Annotated in this window: 18 protein-coding genes and 4 pseudogenes; 13 read left to right on the plus strand and 9 right to left on the minus strand. The window is 69.3% G+C overall.

Going from position 1 to position 16,224, the window contains the following annotated elements; genetic code table 11:
* Positions 1–55 precede the first annotated feature (55 nt).
* Positions 56–808 (plus strand): maleylpyruvate isomerase family mycothiol-dependent enzyme, encoded by a 753-nt coding sequence (locus BLT23_RS28655; RefSeq protein WP_090054422.1) that lies wholly within the window; start codon positions 56–58, stop codon positions 806–808.
* A gap of 47 nt (positions 809–855) precedes the next feature.
* Here the strand turns inward: BLT23_RS28655 and BLT23_RS28660 are convergent.
* Positions 856–1,815 (minus strand): annotated as a pseudogene (locus BLT23_RS28660) (acyltransferase family protein); the annotation flags it as partial.
* Positions 1,816–1,955: 140 nt separating this feature from the next.
* Between BLT23_RS28660 and BLT23_RS28665 the strand changes: the two are divergent.
* From BLT23_RS28665 to BLT23_RS40235, 3 genes and pseudogenes are all read left to right on the plus strand, one after another.
* Complete coding sequence (locus BLT23_RS28665) at positions 1,956–2,633, plus strand: MBL fold metallo-hydrolase (protein ID WP_090054424.1); 678 nt, start codon at positions 1,956–1,958, stop codon at positions 2,631–2,633.
* Between the two features lie 436 nt (positions 2,634–3,069).
* Complete coding sequence (locus tag BLT23_RS28670) at positions 3,070–4,320, plus strand: ATP-binding protein (protein ID WP_090054426.1); 1,251 nt, start codon at positions 3,070–3,072, stop codon at positions 4,318–4,320.
* 29 nt (positions 4,321–4,349) lie between these two features.
* Positions 4,350–4,469: pseudogene (locus BLT23_RS40235) on the plus strand (MBL fold metallo-hydrolase); the annotation flags it as partial.
* Between the two features lie 41 nt (positions 4,470–4,510).
* On the opposite strand, the gene BLT23_RS41385 reads toward BLT23_RS40235, so the two are convergent.
* Both BLT23_RS41385 and BLT23_RS28680 read right to left on the minus strand, forming a co-directional pair.
* Positions 4,511–4,657, minus strand: a complete 147-nt coding sequence (locus tag BLT23_RS41385) for a hypothetical protein (RefSeq protein ID WP_218133928.1) — start codon at positions 4,655–4,657, stop codon at positions 4,511–4,513.
* 47 nt (positions 4,658–4,704) lie between these two features.
* The gene (locus BLT23_RS28680) at positions 4,705–5,289 is read right to left on the minus strand and encodes a DUF7711 family protein (RefSeq protein ID WP_143036078.1); all 585 of its coding nucleotides are present in this window, start codon (positions 5,287–5,289) and stop codon (positions 4,705–4,707) included.
* A 65-nt stretch (positions 5,290–5,354) separates the two neighbouring features.
* On the opposite strand from BLT23_RS28680, the gene BLT23_RS42320 reads away from it, so the two are divergent.
* From BLT23_RS42320 to rnhA, 3 genes and pseudogenes are all read left to right on the plus strand, one after another.
* Complete coding sequence (locus BLT23_RS42320; RefSeq protein WP_425434420.1) at positions 5,355–6,266, plus strand: amidase family protein; 912 nt, start codon at positions 5,355–5,357, stop codon at positions 6,264–6,266.
* Positions 6,267–6,331: 65 nt separating this feature from the next.
* Positions 6,332–6,973, plus strand: a complete 642-nt coding sequence (locus BLT23_RS28690; protein ID WP_245744282.1) for a hypothetical protein — start codon at positions 6,332–6,334, stop codon at positions 6,971–6,973.
* Positions 6,974–7,020: 47 nt separating this feature from the next.
* Positions 7,021–7,464: pseudogene (gene rnhA / locus BLT23_RS28695) on the plus strand (ribonuclease HI); the annotation flags it as partial.
* Positions 7,465–7,734: 270 nt separating this feature from the next.
* Here the strand turns inward: rnhA and BLT23_RS28700 are convergent.
* Positions 7,735–8,871, minus strand: a complete 1,137-nt coding sequence (locus BLT23_RS28700; RefSeq protein WP_090054432.1) for an aminotransferase-like domain-containing protein — start codon at positions 8,869–8,871, stop codon at positions 7,735–7,737.
* Positions 8,872–8,960: 89 nt separating this feature from the next.
* On the opposite strand from BLT23_RS28700, the gene BLT23_RS28705 reads away from it, so the two are divergent.
* Both BLT23_RS28705 and BLT23_RS28710 read left to right on the plus strand, forming a co-directional pair.
* The gene (locus tag BLT23_RS28705) at positions 8,961–9,272 is read left to right on the plus strand and encodes an ArsR/SmtB family transcription factor (protein ID WP_090054435.1); all 312 of its coding nucleotides are present in this window, start codon (positions 8,961–8,963) and stop codon (positions 9,270–9,272) included.
* Positions 9,273–9,274: 2 nt separating this feature from the next.
* On the plus strand, positions 9,275–10,150 hold the full coding sequence (locus BLT23_RS28710) for an SRPBCC domain-containing protein (RefSeq protein WP_245744283.1): 876 nt from the start codon (positions 9,275–9,277) through the stop codon (positions 10,148–10,150).
* 61 nt (positions 10,151–10,211) lie between these two features.
* On the opposite strand, the gene BLT23_RS28715 is transcribed toward BLT23_RS28710, so the two are convergent.
* Both BLT23_RS28715 and BLT23_RS28720 read right to left on the minus strand, forming a co-directional pair.
* Positions 10,212–10,421 (minus strand): hypothetical protein, encoded by a 210-nt coding sequence (locus tag BLT23_RS28715; RefSeq protein WP_090054437.1) that lies wholly within the window; start codon positions 10,419–10,421, stop codon positions 10,212–10,214.
* 28 nt (positions 10,422–10,449) lie between these two features.
* Positions 10,450–11,511: a DNA polymerase IV gene (locus BLT23_RS28720; RefSeq protein ID WP_090054439.1), complete on the minus strand. Its 1,062-nt coding sequence runs from the start codon at positions 11,509–11,511 to the stop codon at positions 10,450–10,452.
* Positions 11,512–11,521: 10 nt separating this feature from the next.
* Between BLT23_RS28720 and BLT23_RS28725 the strand changes: the two genes are divergently transcribed.
* On the plus strand, positions 11,522–11,968 hold the full coding sequence (locus BLT23_RS28725) for an NUDIX hydrolase (protein ID WP_245744284.1): 447 nt from the start codon (positions 11,522–11,524) through the stop codon (positions 11,966–11,968).
* Here BLT23_RS28725 and BLT23_RS28730 read toward each other — a convergent pair.
* The 3 genes and pseudogenes from BLT23_RS28730 to BLT23_RS28735 form a co-directional block, all read right to left on the minus strand.
* Positions 11,955–12,743, minus strand: coding sequence for an endonuclease I family protein (locus tag BLT23_RS28730; protein WP_425434423.1), 789 nt, complete (start codon positions 12,741–12,743; stop codon positions 11,955–11,957). The two genes, BLT23_RS28725 and BLT23_RS28730, sit on opposite strands and share 14 nt — an antisense overlap.
* A pseudogene (locus BLT23_RS42325) lies at positions 12,729–13,121 on the minus strand (DUF6359 domain-containing protein); the annotation flags it as partial. The pseudogene BLT23_RS42325 and the gene BLT23_RS28730, both read right to left, overlap by 15 nt.
* 105 nt (positions 13,122–13,226) lie before the next feature.
* On the minus strand, positions 13,227–13,745 hold the full coding sequence (locus BLT23_RS28735) for a DinB family protein (protein ID WP_090054821.1): 519 nt from the start codon (positions 13,743–13,745) through the stop codon (positions 13,227–13,229).
* A 79-nt stretch (positions 13,746–13,824) separates the two neighbouring features.
* Here BLT23_RS28735 and BLT23_RS28740 point away from each other — a divergent pair, with 79 nt between their 5' ends.
* From BLT23_RS28740 to BLT23_RS28750, 3 genes are read left to right on the plus strand one after another with little or no spacing between them, the layout of a single operon-like run.
* On the plus strand, positions 13,825–14,490 hold the full coding sequence (locus tag BLT23_RS28740) for a YqeB family protein (protein WP_143036079.1): 666 nt from the start codon (positions 13,825–13,827) through the stop codon (positions 14,488–14,490).
* Entirely contained in the window at positions 14,478–15,074 is a 597-nt protein-coding gene (locus BLT23_RS28745; protein ID WP_090054448.1) for a TetR/AcrR family transcriptional regulator, read from the plus strand. The genes BLT23_RS28740 and BLT23_RS28745 overlap by 13 nt, the downstream gene beginning before the upstream one ends.
* 4 nt (positions 15,075–15,078) lie before the next feature.
* Positions 15,079–16,221, plus strand: a complete 1,143-nt coding sequence (locus BLT23_RS28750) for a cysteine desulfurase-like protein (RefSeq protein ID WP_090054450.1) — start codon at positions 15,079–15,081, stop codon at positions 16,219–16,221.
* The last annotated feature ends 3 nt before the right edge of the window (positions 16,222–16,224 follow it).

Raw genomic sequence — 16,224 nt, forward strand, 5'->3', positions numbered from 1 at the left:
CTCACTAGGCTGGGTCCTTCGATCAGGGCCTCAACGTCGGGGAGAGGCAGCACACATGACCTACACGCCGTCCACGCAGCACACGTCCGTGCCCTCGCCGCGAGGTGTGCCCGACCGGCACATCGACGCCGTCCGGCAGGCGACGGACGTGCTGTACGAGGTCGTCGAGGAGCTGGACGAGTCCGCCGTGCGGGGCGACAGCCTGCTTCCCGGCTGGTCCCGCGGGCACGTCATCACCCACCTCGCGCGCAACGCCGACGCGCTGGTGAACCTGCTCACCTGGGCGCGGACCGGGGTCGAGCACCAGGCGTACACCTCGCGGACCGACCGCGACGCGGACATCGAGGAGGGCGCCCACCGGCTCCTCCAGGTGATCAGGGCGGACCTGGACTCGGCCTGCCAGCGGTTCGACACCGCGTGCCGCGAGCTGCCCGCCCACGCCTGGCGCGCCGAGGTCTCGGCCCCGAAGGGCCAGCCGATCCCGGCGGCCAAGGTGCCGCTGCTGCGGCTGCGCGAGATCTGGATCCACCTCATCGACCTGGACGCGGGCATCGGCTTCGACGACCTGCCCGCGGACTTCGTGCGGGAGTTCCTCGACGACGCCGTCGAGCAGTTCGCGGGCAGGGTCGACCCGTTCGCCATCGAGGTGACCCTGCCCGACGGGACTCAGCGCGGCTGGACCGTGAACGGCCCGGACAGCCGCGGCTCGGTGAGCGGGTCCGCGAGCGCCGTGCTCGGCTGGCTGACCGGCAGGACCGACGGTTCCGGGCTGCGCGGCGAGCTGCCGGAGCTGCCCGACTGGATCTGAGTCAGCAGCCGGTACGCGGGCCGTTCGACGAACTTCGTCATCGCCCAGCCCAGCACCAGCGCCGAGGTGAGGAACGCCACCAGCAGCCACCAGGAACCGAACCCGGCGGCGCTGACGCGGTCCATCACCACGGTGCCGATCTGCTGGTGCACCAGGTACACCCCGTAGGAGATGCCGGCCAGCCAGGTCACCGGCCTGGCGACCGGCTTGAAGTACACCCAGTCGGGGCCCGCGGCCGCCGCGCACACGAGGAGCAACAAGAAACCGAACCCGACCGTGGACCCGTACTCGGTCGTGTGAACCGCCTGCGCGAAGAGCGTCGCGAAGAGCAACCCGATCAGCTGCGGGGTCCCCAGCCTGTCCTTGTGCCACAACCAGATCGCGATGCCGGCGGCGAACAGCTGCGCCCGGTGCATCGCGAACCCGTTGTAGACCGCGAAGAGCGTCTCCGAGTGGTCCAGCAACGGCCGCAGCAGCAACGGCGTGAGCACCAACGCCCACAGGAACACCCGCAGTTTCGTCCCCCTGAGGACCTTCACGAGTGCCGCGGCCGCGATGAACGCCACGATCTGCACCGGGATCGTCCAGTACGCGAAGTCGACGATGTTGACGTCCGGGAACCACTGGTTGAGCAGCAGCAGGTTGTAGACGACGTCCCTGACGTCGAGCTGGTTCCACCCCTCCGGCGCGATCCAGCGCTGCACGGCGTAGGTGAGCACCACGGCCGCCATGTACGCGGGCAGCAAACGTGCCATCCGCCTCCACAGGAACTGGCCCGGTCTACCGCTGTTCAGCGTCGCGCAGGCGAAGAACGCCGAAACGACCATCAGGGTGCTCGCGCCCATCGACATCGGGAAGGTGAACGGCAGCGACCCCAGGTGCGGGTGGCTGCTGACACTCGTGAGCGTGCCGTGGTGGAGCAACACGCACCCGATGGCGACGACGCGCAGGACGTCCCAGCTGACCTTGCGGGCAGACCTGGGCTTTTCTGTTTGCGCTGAGATCACGATTAGGCAGGGGCTCTCGTCTTCGGTGCTGACTGCGTACGCACGGATCGAGGCTCGATCCTTCCTTACACTATGAGTGAGACCTGTATGCAACCTGAAGGTGTGCGTGCCGCCGCACGGACCGACTACCGTCTGCCACCGTGGACGTACTCGAGAACTACACCGGTCACGTCGAGCCGGGCGGCCCCGCGGCCCGCCGCACCCTGGCCGCGCTGACCATCACGAAGGTCTCCGTCGGACCGATGGACAACAACGCCTACCTGCTGGTCTGCCGTTCCACCAACGAGGCGCTGCTCATCGACGCGGCCAACGACCACGACCGCCTCTCCGACCTCCTCGGCCACACCAGCACCCGTCCGCAGCTGCGCACGATCGTCACCACCCACCAGCACGCGGACCACTGGCAGGCACTGGGAGCCCTCGCCGGCTCCCAAGGAGCGAACACAGTCGCCCACGAACTGGACGCCGCCGTCCTCCCCGTCCCGCCCGACACCCTCGTCGAGCACGGCGACACCATCACGGTGGGCGAGGTCCCGCTCTCGATCATCCACCTGCGCGGCCACACGCCGGGCTCCATCGCCGTGCTCTACGACGACCCGGACGGCCACCCGCACCTGTTCACCGGCGACTCCCTGTTCCCCGGTGGCGTGGGCAAGACCACGTCCCCGGACAACTTCGCGTCCCTGATCAACGACGTCGAGGACCGGCTGTTCGCGGTGCTGCCCGACGACACGTGGTTCTACCCCGGCCACGGCGACGACTCGACGCTCGGCAAGGAACGCCCGTCGCTCGCGGAGTGGCGCGCACGCGGCTGGTAACACATGTGCGTTATGACCACCTTCAGCAATTGAACGTGAACGACGAAGTCGAACGCGGCGAAGGTGGTCTTAGCGCCGTTCGTGCATGACCGTGCGACGCAGCTGAGCCGTACCGTAGGCCGCGACTGCTGTTACACCTGAGACCAGTGTTCTTATGTTGAATCTCAAGACACCTGAATGGGGCAGTCAGAGGATTCGACTGGTCGTACGGTGCCATCGCGCAGACAAGTGAGTTGCAGACATCTTCAACTCCCCAACTCACCGAGCGGAGGGGCCAACCGGAAGGCTGGGCGCCTGCTTGGCGAAAGGTTCCACAGAACTGGCGTCCAGACCGCCATCACCATGACGTCCAGATGACCACACGGATACCGACCAGATGACCACTCTTACCCTGGCCAGATGACCACTGATCTTGCTTGTACGGCACACTGGATCCATGCCTGACACGTCCCGCCTGGTCCCCCGTCGCGCCGAGTCGCTGGTTCATGAGGCGCTTGAGGACACGCGTGTTGTCCTGGTCAACGGTGCTCGGCAGGTGGGCAAGAGCACGCTGACCAGGCTCGCCACAGATCGTCAGCCCACAGTGCTACGTCTTCTCGACGACCCGGCGACGCTACGCGCTGCCAAGGACGACCCCACCGGGTTCGTCGAGCACGACAGTCTGATGGTCATCGACGAGATCCAGCTGGTTCCGGAGCTTCTGCAGCCGATCAAGGTGTCCGTGGATCTGGATCCCACTCCAGGCCGCTACCTCTTGACGGGCTCATCACGGATCCTCGCCATGCGAACCCTCCCGGACGCACTACCCGGACGTATGGAGGTAATCGAGCTTTGGCCATTCTCCCAGGGAGAGATGCATGGCTCTCCTGACCGATTCATAGACGCCGCGTTCCGGCATGGCCCTCGAATCGACCACTCGTCGGAACTGCGGCGCCGGGACTACCTCGAACGTCTCGTTGTCGGTGGCTTCCCGGAAGCCACGCGTCGCACCCCTCGCCGGCGGACAGCCTTCTTCGACTCCTACCTGTCCACCTTGATCGAACGTGACGTCCTGGAGCTCGCAAGCATCGAGCGCCGGGGCGACTTGCTCAAACTGGTCGCCCTGCTGGCCGGGCGCGCTGGCGGCCTGTTGGAGCCGACCGTTCTCGCCTCTCAATCCGGTATCCCGCGGACCACTCTGATCCGCTATCTGGAGTTGCTGGCGTCGGTCTTTCTCATCAAGAGCATCCCCGCATGGTCGTCCGGTCAGACACGCCGTGCCGTGGGCACACCCAAACTCGCGCTCGTGGACACCGGGATCGCGTGTCACCTCATCGGTCAAGATCCTGTACGACTCGGTGAGCCGGGCGGAGCCGCAGGATCCATGATGGAGAACTTCGTAGTCATGGAACTCGCTCGCCAACTCACATGGTCCGAAGAGCGTGGACGGCTTTATCACTACCGCACCAAGGAGAAGCAGGAGGTTGACGCTGTCATCGAGACACCGGACGGCCGAGTGATCGGGGTTGAGGTCAAAGCCGGGGCGACCGTGCGCACTGAGGACCTCACCGGCCTGCGAAATCTGGCCAACCACTTGGGAGATCGGTTCGTCGCTGGATATGTGCTCTACGCCGGCCAGCAGACCCTGCCGTTCGGCGAGAAGATCAGGGCCCTGCCACTTGACGCGCTGTGGCGCCTCTCCCCGTAGGACATCTGACGCTGATGTTCACCGCTAGCGAGGACCGGCTGTTCGCGGTGCTGCCCGACGAGACGTGGTTCTACCCCGGCCACTGCGACGACTCGACGCTCGGCAAGGAACGCCCGTCGCTCGCGGAGTGGCGCGCACGCAGCTGGTGACGCGAACCGGGAGCCCGCCGATGCGGGCTCCCGCAGAACGTTCAGCTACGACCGCGCTCCCACGGGTCCGAGTCGCCCACGCGATCCTCGTCACCGAAGAACTCATCGGCCTCCTGGCGCATGCGGACGTAATCGACCGGGGTCAGGTCCTTGTGTCGTTCGGCGATCTCAACACCGTTCCGCGTCACGTCTCACCGCTTCCTTGACCGTATCTTCGAGCACTTCATCGCACGTCTCAGCGATCGAGGGCGTCCAGCAGGTCCAGGTAGCCGGTCGTCGTCCGCCACAACGCGTCCGCGTGCGGCGTCAGCTTCCCCGGACTCCACCGCTTGTCGGTGTACACCTGGTTCACCCGGCGCAGCGCCGCCAGGCTCACGGCCAGCTCGTCCTCCAGCCGTGCGCGCAGCTCCTCCGGTGAGGGCTCCGGCAGCCGGACCAGCTCGGCGGTGCCGTCGCTGATGGCGACCAGCGCCTCCTCGGAGACGCCACCGGCCCGGCTCCACACCAGGGCGGGCCGGGTGATCTCGTGGTTCCACACGGGGGCGTGGGCTGAGCGCCAGCGGGCGATGATCGGGTTGCGCGACATCCGCGTGGAGTTCGCCCAGTGTTCGGCGCCGACCGGCTCGGTGCGCCAGGGGACCTCGTCGACCGGGACGTCCGCGACCACGGCCACCTCGATGGCGTCCAGGTCGCGCGGCACGCCGAGCAGGTCGCCGAACGCCCACAGCTCGACCACGTCGAAGCGGAAGACGGGGCTGGGCGGCTCCGCGCACTTCTCGACGAGCTCGGTCAGGTGGTGCACTGCTCGGGTCCACTTCACCCGCGTCATTCTGCTGGAGGCGCACCATCGACCCGGTTTCGGCCGCCCTGGCCCGGCTGGACGCCGTGGAACCGCGGCTGTGCGCGTTCCACGAGGTGTTCCGCTCGCCTGTGCGGAACGTCGACCCGTCGCTGCCGCTCGCCGGGGTGCCGATCGCGGTGAAACGGGGCGAGCGCCGGAGTCACCGGGAGGCGTTGACGGCTCTCGGGTGCGTGCCGATCGGGTTGACGACGACGCCTGACGGCAGCACTCCGTGGCAGACGTGGGGCCGCAACTCCCGCGGTGTCACGCGCAACCCGTGGAACCCGGACCGGACGCCCGGCGGTTCGTCCGCGGGGTCGGCGGTCGCGGTGGCGGCCGGGGTCGTGCCGCTGGCCACGGGGGTCGACGGCGCGGGGTCCATCCGCATTCCGGCGGCGTGGTGCGGGGTGCTGGGGCTGAAGACGACGTCCTCGGAACGGGCCGCGGTCGGCGTGTTCACCCGCGACGTGGACCTGCTCGCGACCTACCTCGGCGTCTCCGGAACCGGCGAGCCGACTGCCGTCTGGTCAAACGACCTGGGGTTCGCGGAGGTGGACGACGAGCAGGTGGAGATCGCCTGGCGCGCCGCCGCTCCGTTGCGGCCGCGGCCTGTCCCGCTCGTGCTGCGCGACCCGGCGGAGGACTGGTACGCGCACCGGTGCGGCCCGAACCCCGCGCTGGACGAGCTGTTCGAGACCACCGACCTGCTGCTCACCCCGGCGACGCCTGGTCCCCCGCACGGCCACGACGGGCCGGGGGCGCGCGTCAACACGGCGTTGACCTGGGCGTTCAACCTCAGCGGCCATCCGGCGATCAGCATCCCGGCCGGGTTCGACTCCGCCGGTCTGCCGGTCGGGCTGCAGGCCGTGGCACGGCACGGACGTGAGGCGGACCTGGTCGCGGCGGCCCGCGCCGTGCTCGGAACCACGTCGCCACCGCTCGCCTCGATCGGGTGATTTGCTCCCGTTCGACCTCGGCGAGCTGGGTCTGTGCGCTGGGCTCGTGGCTTGAGGAGGCTGACGTGGGACGACGAATCGGCGGTGCCGGCGGAGGCTCGGATCCGGCGGGCAAGAGCGGCGCCGTGGTGGCCGCGGGGGTGCTGGCGGTGTCGCTCGCGGCGGGCGGTGGGATGTTCGTCAGTGGAGGCGCGGCGACTGATCCTGCTGGGGTGAACCTCAACAAGGCGAGGTATGAGGGCAGGAAGTCGGCCCGCAAAGGTGATGCCGACGGGGCGTGGCGTCAGTTGAACATGCGCACGCTGAAGCACACCGCCAGGCAGGCGGCAGAGTGCATAACGCACTCCTTCGGCCAGGTGCAAGTCCACTTCACGCGCAACCCGTGCACGTCGCTAGACCGATCACTGTTCGTCATCGGTGACGACAACGGTGCTGTCGCCGTCGTGTCCGTGGTGTGGGTCGGCTTCCGGACCCGGCGCGACGCGCGCGAGTTCAAGGAGTTGATCGACGTGCACGGCACGGGCGACGTCAGACCGCTCGCCACGCCGTTGCTCGATCTGGCAGACATCCGTTTCACCGGCCTGCACTACCAATCCCGGCCGGACGGCAACACGGTCGTCATCGCCGAAACGGAACCCACGTCGGGACGCGCGAGCGGCGAAATGCTGGACGTGATGGCCGACGTGGCGAGCTGGTTGCCGCGTTGAGCCTCCACCGGTCCGGGCGCAGACACCCGTCGGTAGCCTCCTGACGCATGGCGGTCGAGATCTACACCGACGGTGCGTGCAGCCCCAACCCCGGACCGGGCGGATGGGGTGCCGTGCTGCGCTACGGCGAGCACGAGAAGGACATGTACGGCGGCGACATCGGCCCCACGACGAACAACCGCATGGAACTGATGGCGCCCATCATGGCGTTGGAGAGCCTGACGCGTCCGTCCACCGTGAACCTCTACACGGACAGCACCTACGTGCGGAACGGGATCACCTCGTGGGTGCACGGGTGGAAGGCGAACGGCTGGCTCACGAAGTCCCGTGAGCCGGTCAAGAACGCCGACCTGTGGCGCCGGCTGGAGGAGGCCGCGAACCGGCACGAGGTCGAGTGGCACTGGGTGAAGGGCCACGCCGGTCACCCGGAGAACGAGCGCGCCGACCGGCTCGCCGTGCGCGGGGTGGAGGAGGTGACCGGGCGGGAGGTCACGCAGCCGCAGGCGAAACCGAAGAAGGTCAAGCCGAAGCAGCCGCGTGAGCTGTCCGGTCAGCCGTGCGGGGCGGTCACGAAGAAGGGCACGCCCTGCCCGATCACGGCCGGCAAGAACGGGTTGTGCCACGTGCACGATCCCGCGTTGCAGTGCGGTGCGCTCACCAAGAAGGGCGTGCCGTGCACCATCGCGACCGGCGGTGGCCGGTGCGAGTACCACCAGGACGCGCTCGAACTGTTCAGCTGACGCCGTCGTCGCGGAGCAGGCTCACCGCAGGACCTTCGCCAGCCGCCTCAGCCCTTCCTCGATCTCCGCGGGAGTGTTGGTGGTGAAGGACATCCGGAACGTCGCGGGGTCCGGCGTCGTCGCGAAGAACGGTGCGCCGGGCACGAAGGCCACGTCGTGGTTCAGCGCTTCGCGGAGCAGGGTGGCGCTGTCGGCGTCGCCGGGCAGGCGCAGCCACACGAACATGCCGCCGTCCGGGTCGCTCCACGTCGTTCCGTCGGGCACGGTGGACGGCAGGGCGGCGATCATCGCGTCACGGCGGGTGCCGTACTCGATGCACAGGCGGGCCACGTGTGCGTCCAGGTCGTTGTGGGACAGGTAGGCCGCGGCCGCTGCCTGGTCCACGGTGGACGTGTGGAGGTCGGTGGCCTGCTTCACGATCACGAGCGTGCGGAGCAGGTCCTCGGGGGCGCGCAGCCAGCCCAGGCGCATTCCGGGCGCGCCGATCTTGGAGAAGCTGCCGAGGTAGACGGTCCTGTCGCTGTGCGAGGCGATCGGGGCGACGGCGGAGCCGCGGTAGCGCAGTTCTCCGTACGGGTCGTCTTCCACGACCCAGAAGCCGTGCTCCTCGGCCATCGCGGCGACGGCGGCGCGGCGGGACTCCGACAGGGTGCGGCCGGTCGGGTTCGCGAAGGTGGGCACCAGGTAGAGCAGCGTCGGGCGTTCGCGTTCGACGACGTCGCGGAGTGACTCGGGGTCCAGGCCGTCCTCGTCGCTCGCCACGGGGACGATCCGGACGCCCGCCAGTTGGAAGCACTGCAAGGCGGCCAGGTACGTCGGTTCCTCGACCGCGACGACGTCGCCGGGCTCCAGGAGCGCCGTGGTCACCAGCGACAGCGCCTGCTGGGAGCCGGTGGTGATCAGGACGTCCGAGGTGGGCAGCCCGCGCCGGGTCAGGCGGTCCGAGACGAGCGCGCGCAGTGCCCGGTTGCCCTCCGTGGGCGCGTACTGCAGCACCGAGCGGTCCTGCAGCGCGAGGTCGTACGCGGCGCGCAGGGCGGGCACGTCGAACAGCTCGGGCGCGGGCAGGCCGCCCGCGAAGGAGATCACCTCCGGGCGCGAGGTCAGCGCGAGCAGGTCGCGCACCGGAGAGCTGGCCACGGAGAGGGTGCGGGGCATGGACGAGACGCTATCCGCCGGGGGTGGCCAGGAGAACGCCCCTTCCCGGTGACTGGACACGTATATTGCCCTCTGGCTATATTGCCGACATGGCATCTACTTTTGCCGCGCTGGCGGACCCGAGCCGCCGGGAGATCCTCGACCTGTTGCGCGAGCGCGAACGGCCGGTCGGCTACCTGGTCGAGCGGCTGACGCTCGCCCAGCCGACCGTCTCGAAGCACCTGAAGGTGTTGCGCGAGGCCGGTCTGGTCGAGGTGCGCACCGAGGCGCAGCGGCGCTGGTACCGGGTCTCCCCCGGACCGCTCGCGGAGGTCGACGCCTGGCTCGCGCCGTACCGGCGGATGTGGGAGAAGAGCCTGGACGCGCTGGAACGACGACTCGACGAGATCGAAGGGGACTGACCGTGGACGTCGAACTGCGGATGATCAAGGGCAGGCCGGTGTTGCGCTTCGAGCGCGAGCTGCGGCACTCGCCCGAGAAGGTCTGGCGGGTCGTCACCGACCCCTCCGAGATGCGGCACTGGTTCCCGGCCGAGGTCGAGCTGGACGGCCGGAAGATGCGCTTCACGTTCCCGGAGGCGGCGCCCGTCGACGCCGACGGCGGCGAGGGCGAGCTGATCGAGTCCGACCCGCCGAAGGTGTTCGCGTTCCGCTGGGAGCAGGACGTGCTGCGGTTCGAGCTCCTGCCCCGCGAGGACGGCTGCCTGCTGGTCCTCACCGTGGCCGTGACGTCGCGGCTCAGCGTCGGCCGCGACACTCCCGGCTGGATCGGCTGCCTCGACGCGCTGGAGGCCCACGCCGATGGCAGGCCGTTCGAGCCGGTGACGGACCACCTGCCGCTGATCGAGCACTACGTCCGGGAGTTCGGTCTCGACCTGGGCACCGACGAACCGGAGGGCGTGCGGTTCGTCCGCGACCTGGTCTGGGCCCCGCTGGACGACGTCTGGCGGCTCCTCACCGACGGCGGCGCGGACACCGTGCCGGCCCGTGCCGCGCACCCCGGCCTGACGCCCGGCCGGGTCACGAAGGCGGAGGCGCCCCGGCTGCTGGAGTACGAGTGGCTGCGAGACGGCGAACCGCAGGGCGTGGTGCGCTGGGAGTTCGAGCACGTGCCGTTGCAGGGCACCACGGTCACGCTGACCCAGGAGAACGCGCACGGGCCCGAGGCTCTCGCGGCCTGGCACGTGCACCTGGAACTGTTCTTCGCGGCCATCCAGGGCGTCGAACGCCCGTGGTCCGCCGAACGCGAGGCGGAACTGACCCGGCATTACACCGGTTGACCGGGAAATGCAGCGAAAAGACCGTCGCCGAGCCAGATCGGAAACCGGCGGCAAGAACTGATCAGGCGGCGAGCAGGGCCTGTCCGGCGCTGGTCAGGGCTGCGCGTCCGGGCCGGGCGCTGATCAGGCCCGCAGTGGTCAGGCGCAGGCCGACGAACTGGTCGGCGCAGCACAGGCCGTCGACGAGCAGGGAGTGTCCGGCGATCTCACAACGGCCGTCGGCGACGGCTTTGAGAACCGCTCGGTCGCGATGAGTGAGCGAGGCGTTCATCTTCTTCTCCTAGCGGTGGAACGTCTACTTACTGATACGTCGAAGGAGAAGAGTTCGGTTCGACATTTTCGGAGGAGAATTCCGCGCGGACTCCGAGAAGCCGCACAGCGCGACCGTGGTCGAACCGGTCGAGCACCACCAGGGCGGCGTCGGCCAGGTCCGACGCGGACGACGTCGGCTCCGGCAGCTTCATCAGGCGCACCTTCGTGAAGAACGGGACGAACCGCACCTTCACCCCCACCCGCACGACCGGGCGGCCCTCGGCTTCCACGTCCGCCGCCACCTGGTGGGCCAGTGCCACGACCTCGCGCCGGATGTCGTCCAGGGACACCAGGTCCTGCTGGAACGTCTTCTCGTGCGAGCGGGACTTCACCACCCACGGCGTCGCGCTCACGGTCGTGTCGCCCGCGCCCCGGCCGAGGTCGTGGAAGTACGGACCCATCCGCGGGCCGAAGCGCGCGGCCAGGTCGCCCACCGGCGCGGTGGCCAGGTCCGTCACGGTCACGAGGCCCATCTCGGCCAGCTTGCGCTCGGTCTTCGCGCCGACGCCCCACAGCGCGGACGTCGGCCGGTGACCCATCACCTCCACCCAGTTGTCCCTCGTCAGGGTGAACACACCGGCGGGCTTGCCGAACTCGGTGGCGATCTTGGCGCGCAGCTTGTTGTCTCCGATGCCGACCGAGCAGTGCAGGCCGGTCCGCCGCAGCACCGCTTCCTGCAGCGACCGGGCTAGCGCGACCGGGTCGTCGACGGAGGCGCCGACGAACGCCTCGTCCCAGCCCAGCACCTCCACGACCACGGGGAACGACCGCAGCACGGCCATCACGTCCGCCGACGCCGACTCGTACAGGGTGTGGTCGGCGGGCAGGAAGACGGCGTCGGGGAGCTTCTTGAACGCGGTCCGCAACGGCATCCCGGAGCGGACGCCGAACTCGCGCGCCTCGTACGACGCGGTGGCGACGACCGCGCGTTCGGTCGGATCACCGTTGCCGCCCACCACCACGGGCCTGCCGCGCAACGACGGGTCCCGCAGGACCTCGACCGCCGCGATGAACTGGTCGAGGTCCACGTGCAGGACGTGGTCCGCCATGCTGGACAGTATGAAACGGTCGGCCGGAATCCTGCTCTTCAGACGACGCGAGCAGCTGGAGGTGCTCCTCGGGCACATGGGCGGCCCGTTCTGGGCCCGCAAGGACGCCGGGGCGTGGTCGGTGCCGAAGGGCGAGTACACCGAGGACGAGACGCCGGAGGCCGCCGCGCGGCGCGAGTTCGAGGAGGAGCTCGGGCTGCCCGTGCCCGAGGGCGAGCTGGTCCCGCTCGGCGAGGCCAAGGGGTCCGGCAAGGTCATCACGGTGTGGGCGCTGGAGGGCGACCTCGACCCCGAGGCGGTCGTGCCCGGCACGTTCGAGCTGGAGTGGCCGCCGAAGTCGGGGCAGCGCAAGACCTTCCCCGAGGTCGACCGCGTGGGGTGGTTCTCCGTGGAAGAGGCGAGCGCGAAGATCGTCTCCGCGCAGCGCCCCTTCCTCGAACGACTCACGGCCAGATAGCGGCGACCCACTCCGGGTGGTCGATGAACGGGTTGCGGTTGTGCTGGTAGCTGTCGAAGATCACCTGGTTGCGGCGCTTCTCGAACGCGTCCGGCGGGTCCTGCTGGTGCCACTGCTTGAGCACCGACAGCTTGCCCATGTACGGGGCGGAGCCGTTGGACACCGAGTTGTTGATCTCCAGGTTCACGTAGCCGTCGTTGCCCTCGTAGCGCACGGCCATGTAGAAGATCATCCGCGCGACGTCGCCCTTCACGGCGTCGCGCGGCTCGAACGAGTCGCCGTCGGCGTAGTTGCCGGGCGCCTCGGCGACCGGGGAACCACCGTTGTCGAAGTCGAGGTTGCCGCGCGCGGAGTTCACCGAGACGTCCGTCGGCCGCAGGTGGTGGATGTCGGTGCCGGGACCGGTGGACGTGCCGAAGTCACCGTGCGACTTGGCCCAGACGTGCTCGCGGTTCCAGTCGTCGGCGCCGCCGCCGTTGGTGGACTTGGCCTGTGAGCGGCCGCTGTAGAGCAGGATCACGTTGTTCGAGTTGTTCGGGTCCTGGTCGGTGGCCTTCAGCGCGTTCCAGACCTGGTCGTAGCTCAGCTTGGTCTGGTTGCGGATGATCCCGTTCAACGCCGACTTCAGCGTCGCGCCGCTCTTGCCGCACGCCGCCGTGTAGTAGCTCTCGCACGCCGAGTTCGGGGGTGCCGTCGTCGTGGTGGCGGTCGTTGTTGTTGTCGTGGTCGGCGGTGTTGTCGAACCGGCGAACGCGAACGCCGTGGACGAGGTCAGGCCCGCGTGCGAGAAGTACGCGCCGAGCTTGCCCGTCACGTCGATCTGCTTGCCGAGCAGCGAGGGGTTCGTCTTCATCCCCCACTGCGCGCGGAACGCGGACGGGATCTGCACGTAGACCATGCTCGACGTGCTGGTCGTCGACGCCGAGTCGGCGAGAGCCAACGCGTAGTCGTTCGGGTAGTTCGAACGGAGGACGGTCGTCGTGGCCGTGGGCTGGCCGACGACGTAGCCGCGGACCGTCGCCGACGAGCCGTTCTGCTGGCTGATCGCCTGGGCGACGGTGAGCGGTGCCGCTGCGACGGCGGCGGTCGACCCGTACAGGCCGGCCGCCGCGAGCAAACCGATGACTAACGCGAGAGGATTCCACCGAGCCATGTGCTCTCCCCGATCGTGTGGACGTTGTGCACACGATCGAGGGGTGCGGTCAACGAACGGTTAACGCGGGGTCACGTCGGCAGGACGACCTGAGGTCGGTCAACGTCAATACCTGCGGATTCCTCGGTTCTTGCGCGCGTAGAGGTCGCGGAGCAGCGAGATCTCGGCGCCGTGGTGGATCACCTCGCGGTTGATGTGCAGCACCAGAGTCGCCATCGGTTCCGCAGCGAACGGCCCCTCCGCGGGCCCGACCGGCAGCGAGAGGTCGGCCTTGCGCGCACCGGCCATCCACGTCTCGCAGGCGTCGTCGAGCTGCCGCAACGCCTCGGCGGCGGTCAGCGCGTAGGGCCAGGTCGCGTAGTCGGCCGGTGGACCGCCGAAGTGCGAAGCCGACCGCATCGCGAACACGCCCACGATCACGTGCGCCATCCGCCAGGCGATCGTCGTGACCGGTGCGGGCTCGGGTGGCGGGTGCTCCCAGTCGATCCCGCCGGACCGCAGGGTCCACGCGCCCGGGACGGGTTCCCAGAGGTACTCGTCATCGGTCAGGCCGTCGAGCCGCGGCCGCAGCTGCACCTTCCAGTGCCATTCGAGCTGGTCCGTCAACTGCCTGTTCCAGTCCATGACGGCGACGGTATGACCGTTCGCGGACACCTACTGTCCTGAAACTGATAAACCGAGCGCTCGGTCTATTATTCATCGCATGACGACTGTGCGAGAGGCGGCGGCGGTCCGGCACGGCATCTGGGCGCTCTGCCCGGCCGTGGGCGCCGCCGCGGTGTGGGGGCTCGGACTGGCGGCCGACTGGGTCGCGAACCTGCGGTGGTTCCCGTTCCAGGGCGTGTTCCAGCTGGTCGCGGACATCCCGGAGCCGTGGGCGACGATCGCGGCGGTGGCGCTCGGCGCCGTCGCGGGCCTCGTGTTCGCGGCGCTCTGGGCTAAGGACATGCTGGCGGTCGAGGTCACGTCCGGGCGCGTCGTGCTGCACCGCGACGACGTGGTCCTCGCCTTCGAGCGCGCCGAGGTGGAGTCGGCGTTCACCGACGGCAAGCAGCTCGTGCTGCTCTCCCGGGACGGCGCCGAACTGGCCCGCGAGACCTCCGACCTGAGCAGGGCGGACCTCGAACGCGCTTTCACCGGCGAGGGCTACCGGTGGCGCGACGCCGACCCGTTCGCGGCGGAGTTCCGGCTCTGGGTCGAGCACGCGCCCGAGCTGGCACCGGAGGTGAACGCCCTGTTCGCCGCCCGCCGCAAAGCCGTCGCGAAGCACGAGTCCGAGGAGGCGGCAGAATTGGCGCGGGAGATCCGGCACCGCGGCGTCGCGGTCAGGGACGAGAAGAAGAGGCAGTACTACAGGTGCGAACGGTAGATCCGGTCAAGCACGCGGAGAAGAAACGCCACATCACCGACACCGCGGCGGGGCTGTTCGCGACCAAGGGCTTCGACCGCACGACGGTCGCCGACATCTGCCAGGCCGCCGGCATCAGCACCGGCAGCCTCTTCCACTACTTCCCCACCAAGCGGGCGATCTTCCGGGAGATCTTCGAGCAGGACAGCGCGGACAACGAGGCGATGTTCGCGCAGGCGCGCGAGCTGAGCCCGTGGGACGGCGTCCTGCTCGTCGTGGACCGCCTCAGCGAACCCGCGCTGGACCGGGCACTGGCCGGGCTCGTGGTGGAGATCGTGGCGCAGGCGAGCCGCGACCCGGAGCTGTGGGAGCTGGCCGCCCGCAACGAGCGGGTCGTGCGCGACGAGCTGGCCGTCCTGTTCCAGCGGGCCCACGACGCCGGCCAGATCGCGCTGTCGGTGAGCGCGACGACCGCGGCGAGCTGGACGCAGGGTCTCGTCGACGGGCTGTACGGGCGGCTGGTCGACCCGGAGTTCGACGCCCCCGAACAGGTGGTCACCCTACGTCTGATCCTTTCCCGATTCGTGGGTGCTGAAGCACGATGAGGGCATGGCTTACGACGTCGCAGCTGTTCGCGCCCACTTCCCCGCCCTGCGCGAGGGCGCAGCGCACTTCGACGGTCCCGGTGGGGCGCAGGTCCCCGACGTCGTCGGTGACGCGGTCAGGGAGGCGCTGACCTCGGCGGTCTCCAACCGCGGCTCCGTCACGGCGGCGGAGCGCAGGGCCGAGGAGATCGTGCGGACGGCCCGCCGCACGATGGCGGAGTTCCTCAACGCGGGCAGCGTCGTGTTCGGCCGCAGCATGACCCAGCTGACCTACGACTTCGCCCGCACGCTGTCGAAGAACTGGCGGCCGGGCGACGAGATCATCGTCACCAGGATCGACCACGACGCGAACATCCGGCCGTGGGTGCAGGCGGCCGAGGCGGCACGGGTCACCGTGCGCTGGGCGCCGTTCGACCGCACGACCGGGGAGCTGCCCGTCGAGTCGGTGACGAAGCTGCTGTCCGACCGCACGCGGGTCGTCGCCGTCACGGCCGCGTCGAACCTGCTGGGCACCCGGCCGGACATCGCCGAGATCGCGCGGGCGGCGCACGAGATGGCGGCGTTCGTCTACGTCGACGGCGTGCACTACACGCCGCACGTCCCGGTCGACGTCGAGGCGCTGGACGCGGACTTCTTCGTGTGCTCGCCGTACAAGTTCCTCGGACCGCACCTCGGGGTGCTGGCCGCCGCGCCGGAGCTGCTGGAGACGCTGCGGCCGGACAAGCTGCTGCCGTCGACCAACGCCGTGCCGGAACGGTTCGAGCTCGGCACCCTGCCCTACGAGCTGCTGGCAGGGACGACCGCGGCGGTGGAGTTCATGCGCGGGCTCGACGGGCTGGAGGAGCACGAGCTGGGCCTGCGCGAGAAGCTCGAGACCGGCCTGCGCGAGCTGGGCGTGCGGATCTACAGCAAGGCGTCGTCGCGGACGCCGACCGTGCTGTTCTCCGTCGACGGGCTGGAGCCCGCCGAGGTGTACCGCCGGCTCGGCGCCGAGGGCGTGAACGCGCCCGCCGGGCACTTCTACGCGCTGGAGTGCTCGCGCTGGCTCGGCCTCGGCGACAAGGGCGCGGTGCGGGCGGGGATCGCGCCGTACACCGACGAGTCCGATGTGGACCGGTTGCTGCAGGCCGTGTCCCGGCTGCGCTGAGCC

The sequence above is a fragment of the Lentzea fradiae genome (assembly GCF_900100955.1).
Classification (GTDB): domain Bacteria; phylum Actinomycetota; class Actinomycetes; order Mycobacteriales; family Pseudonocardiaceae; genus Lentzea; species Lentzea fradiae.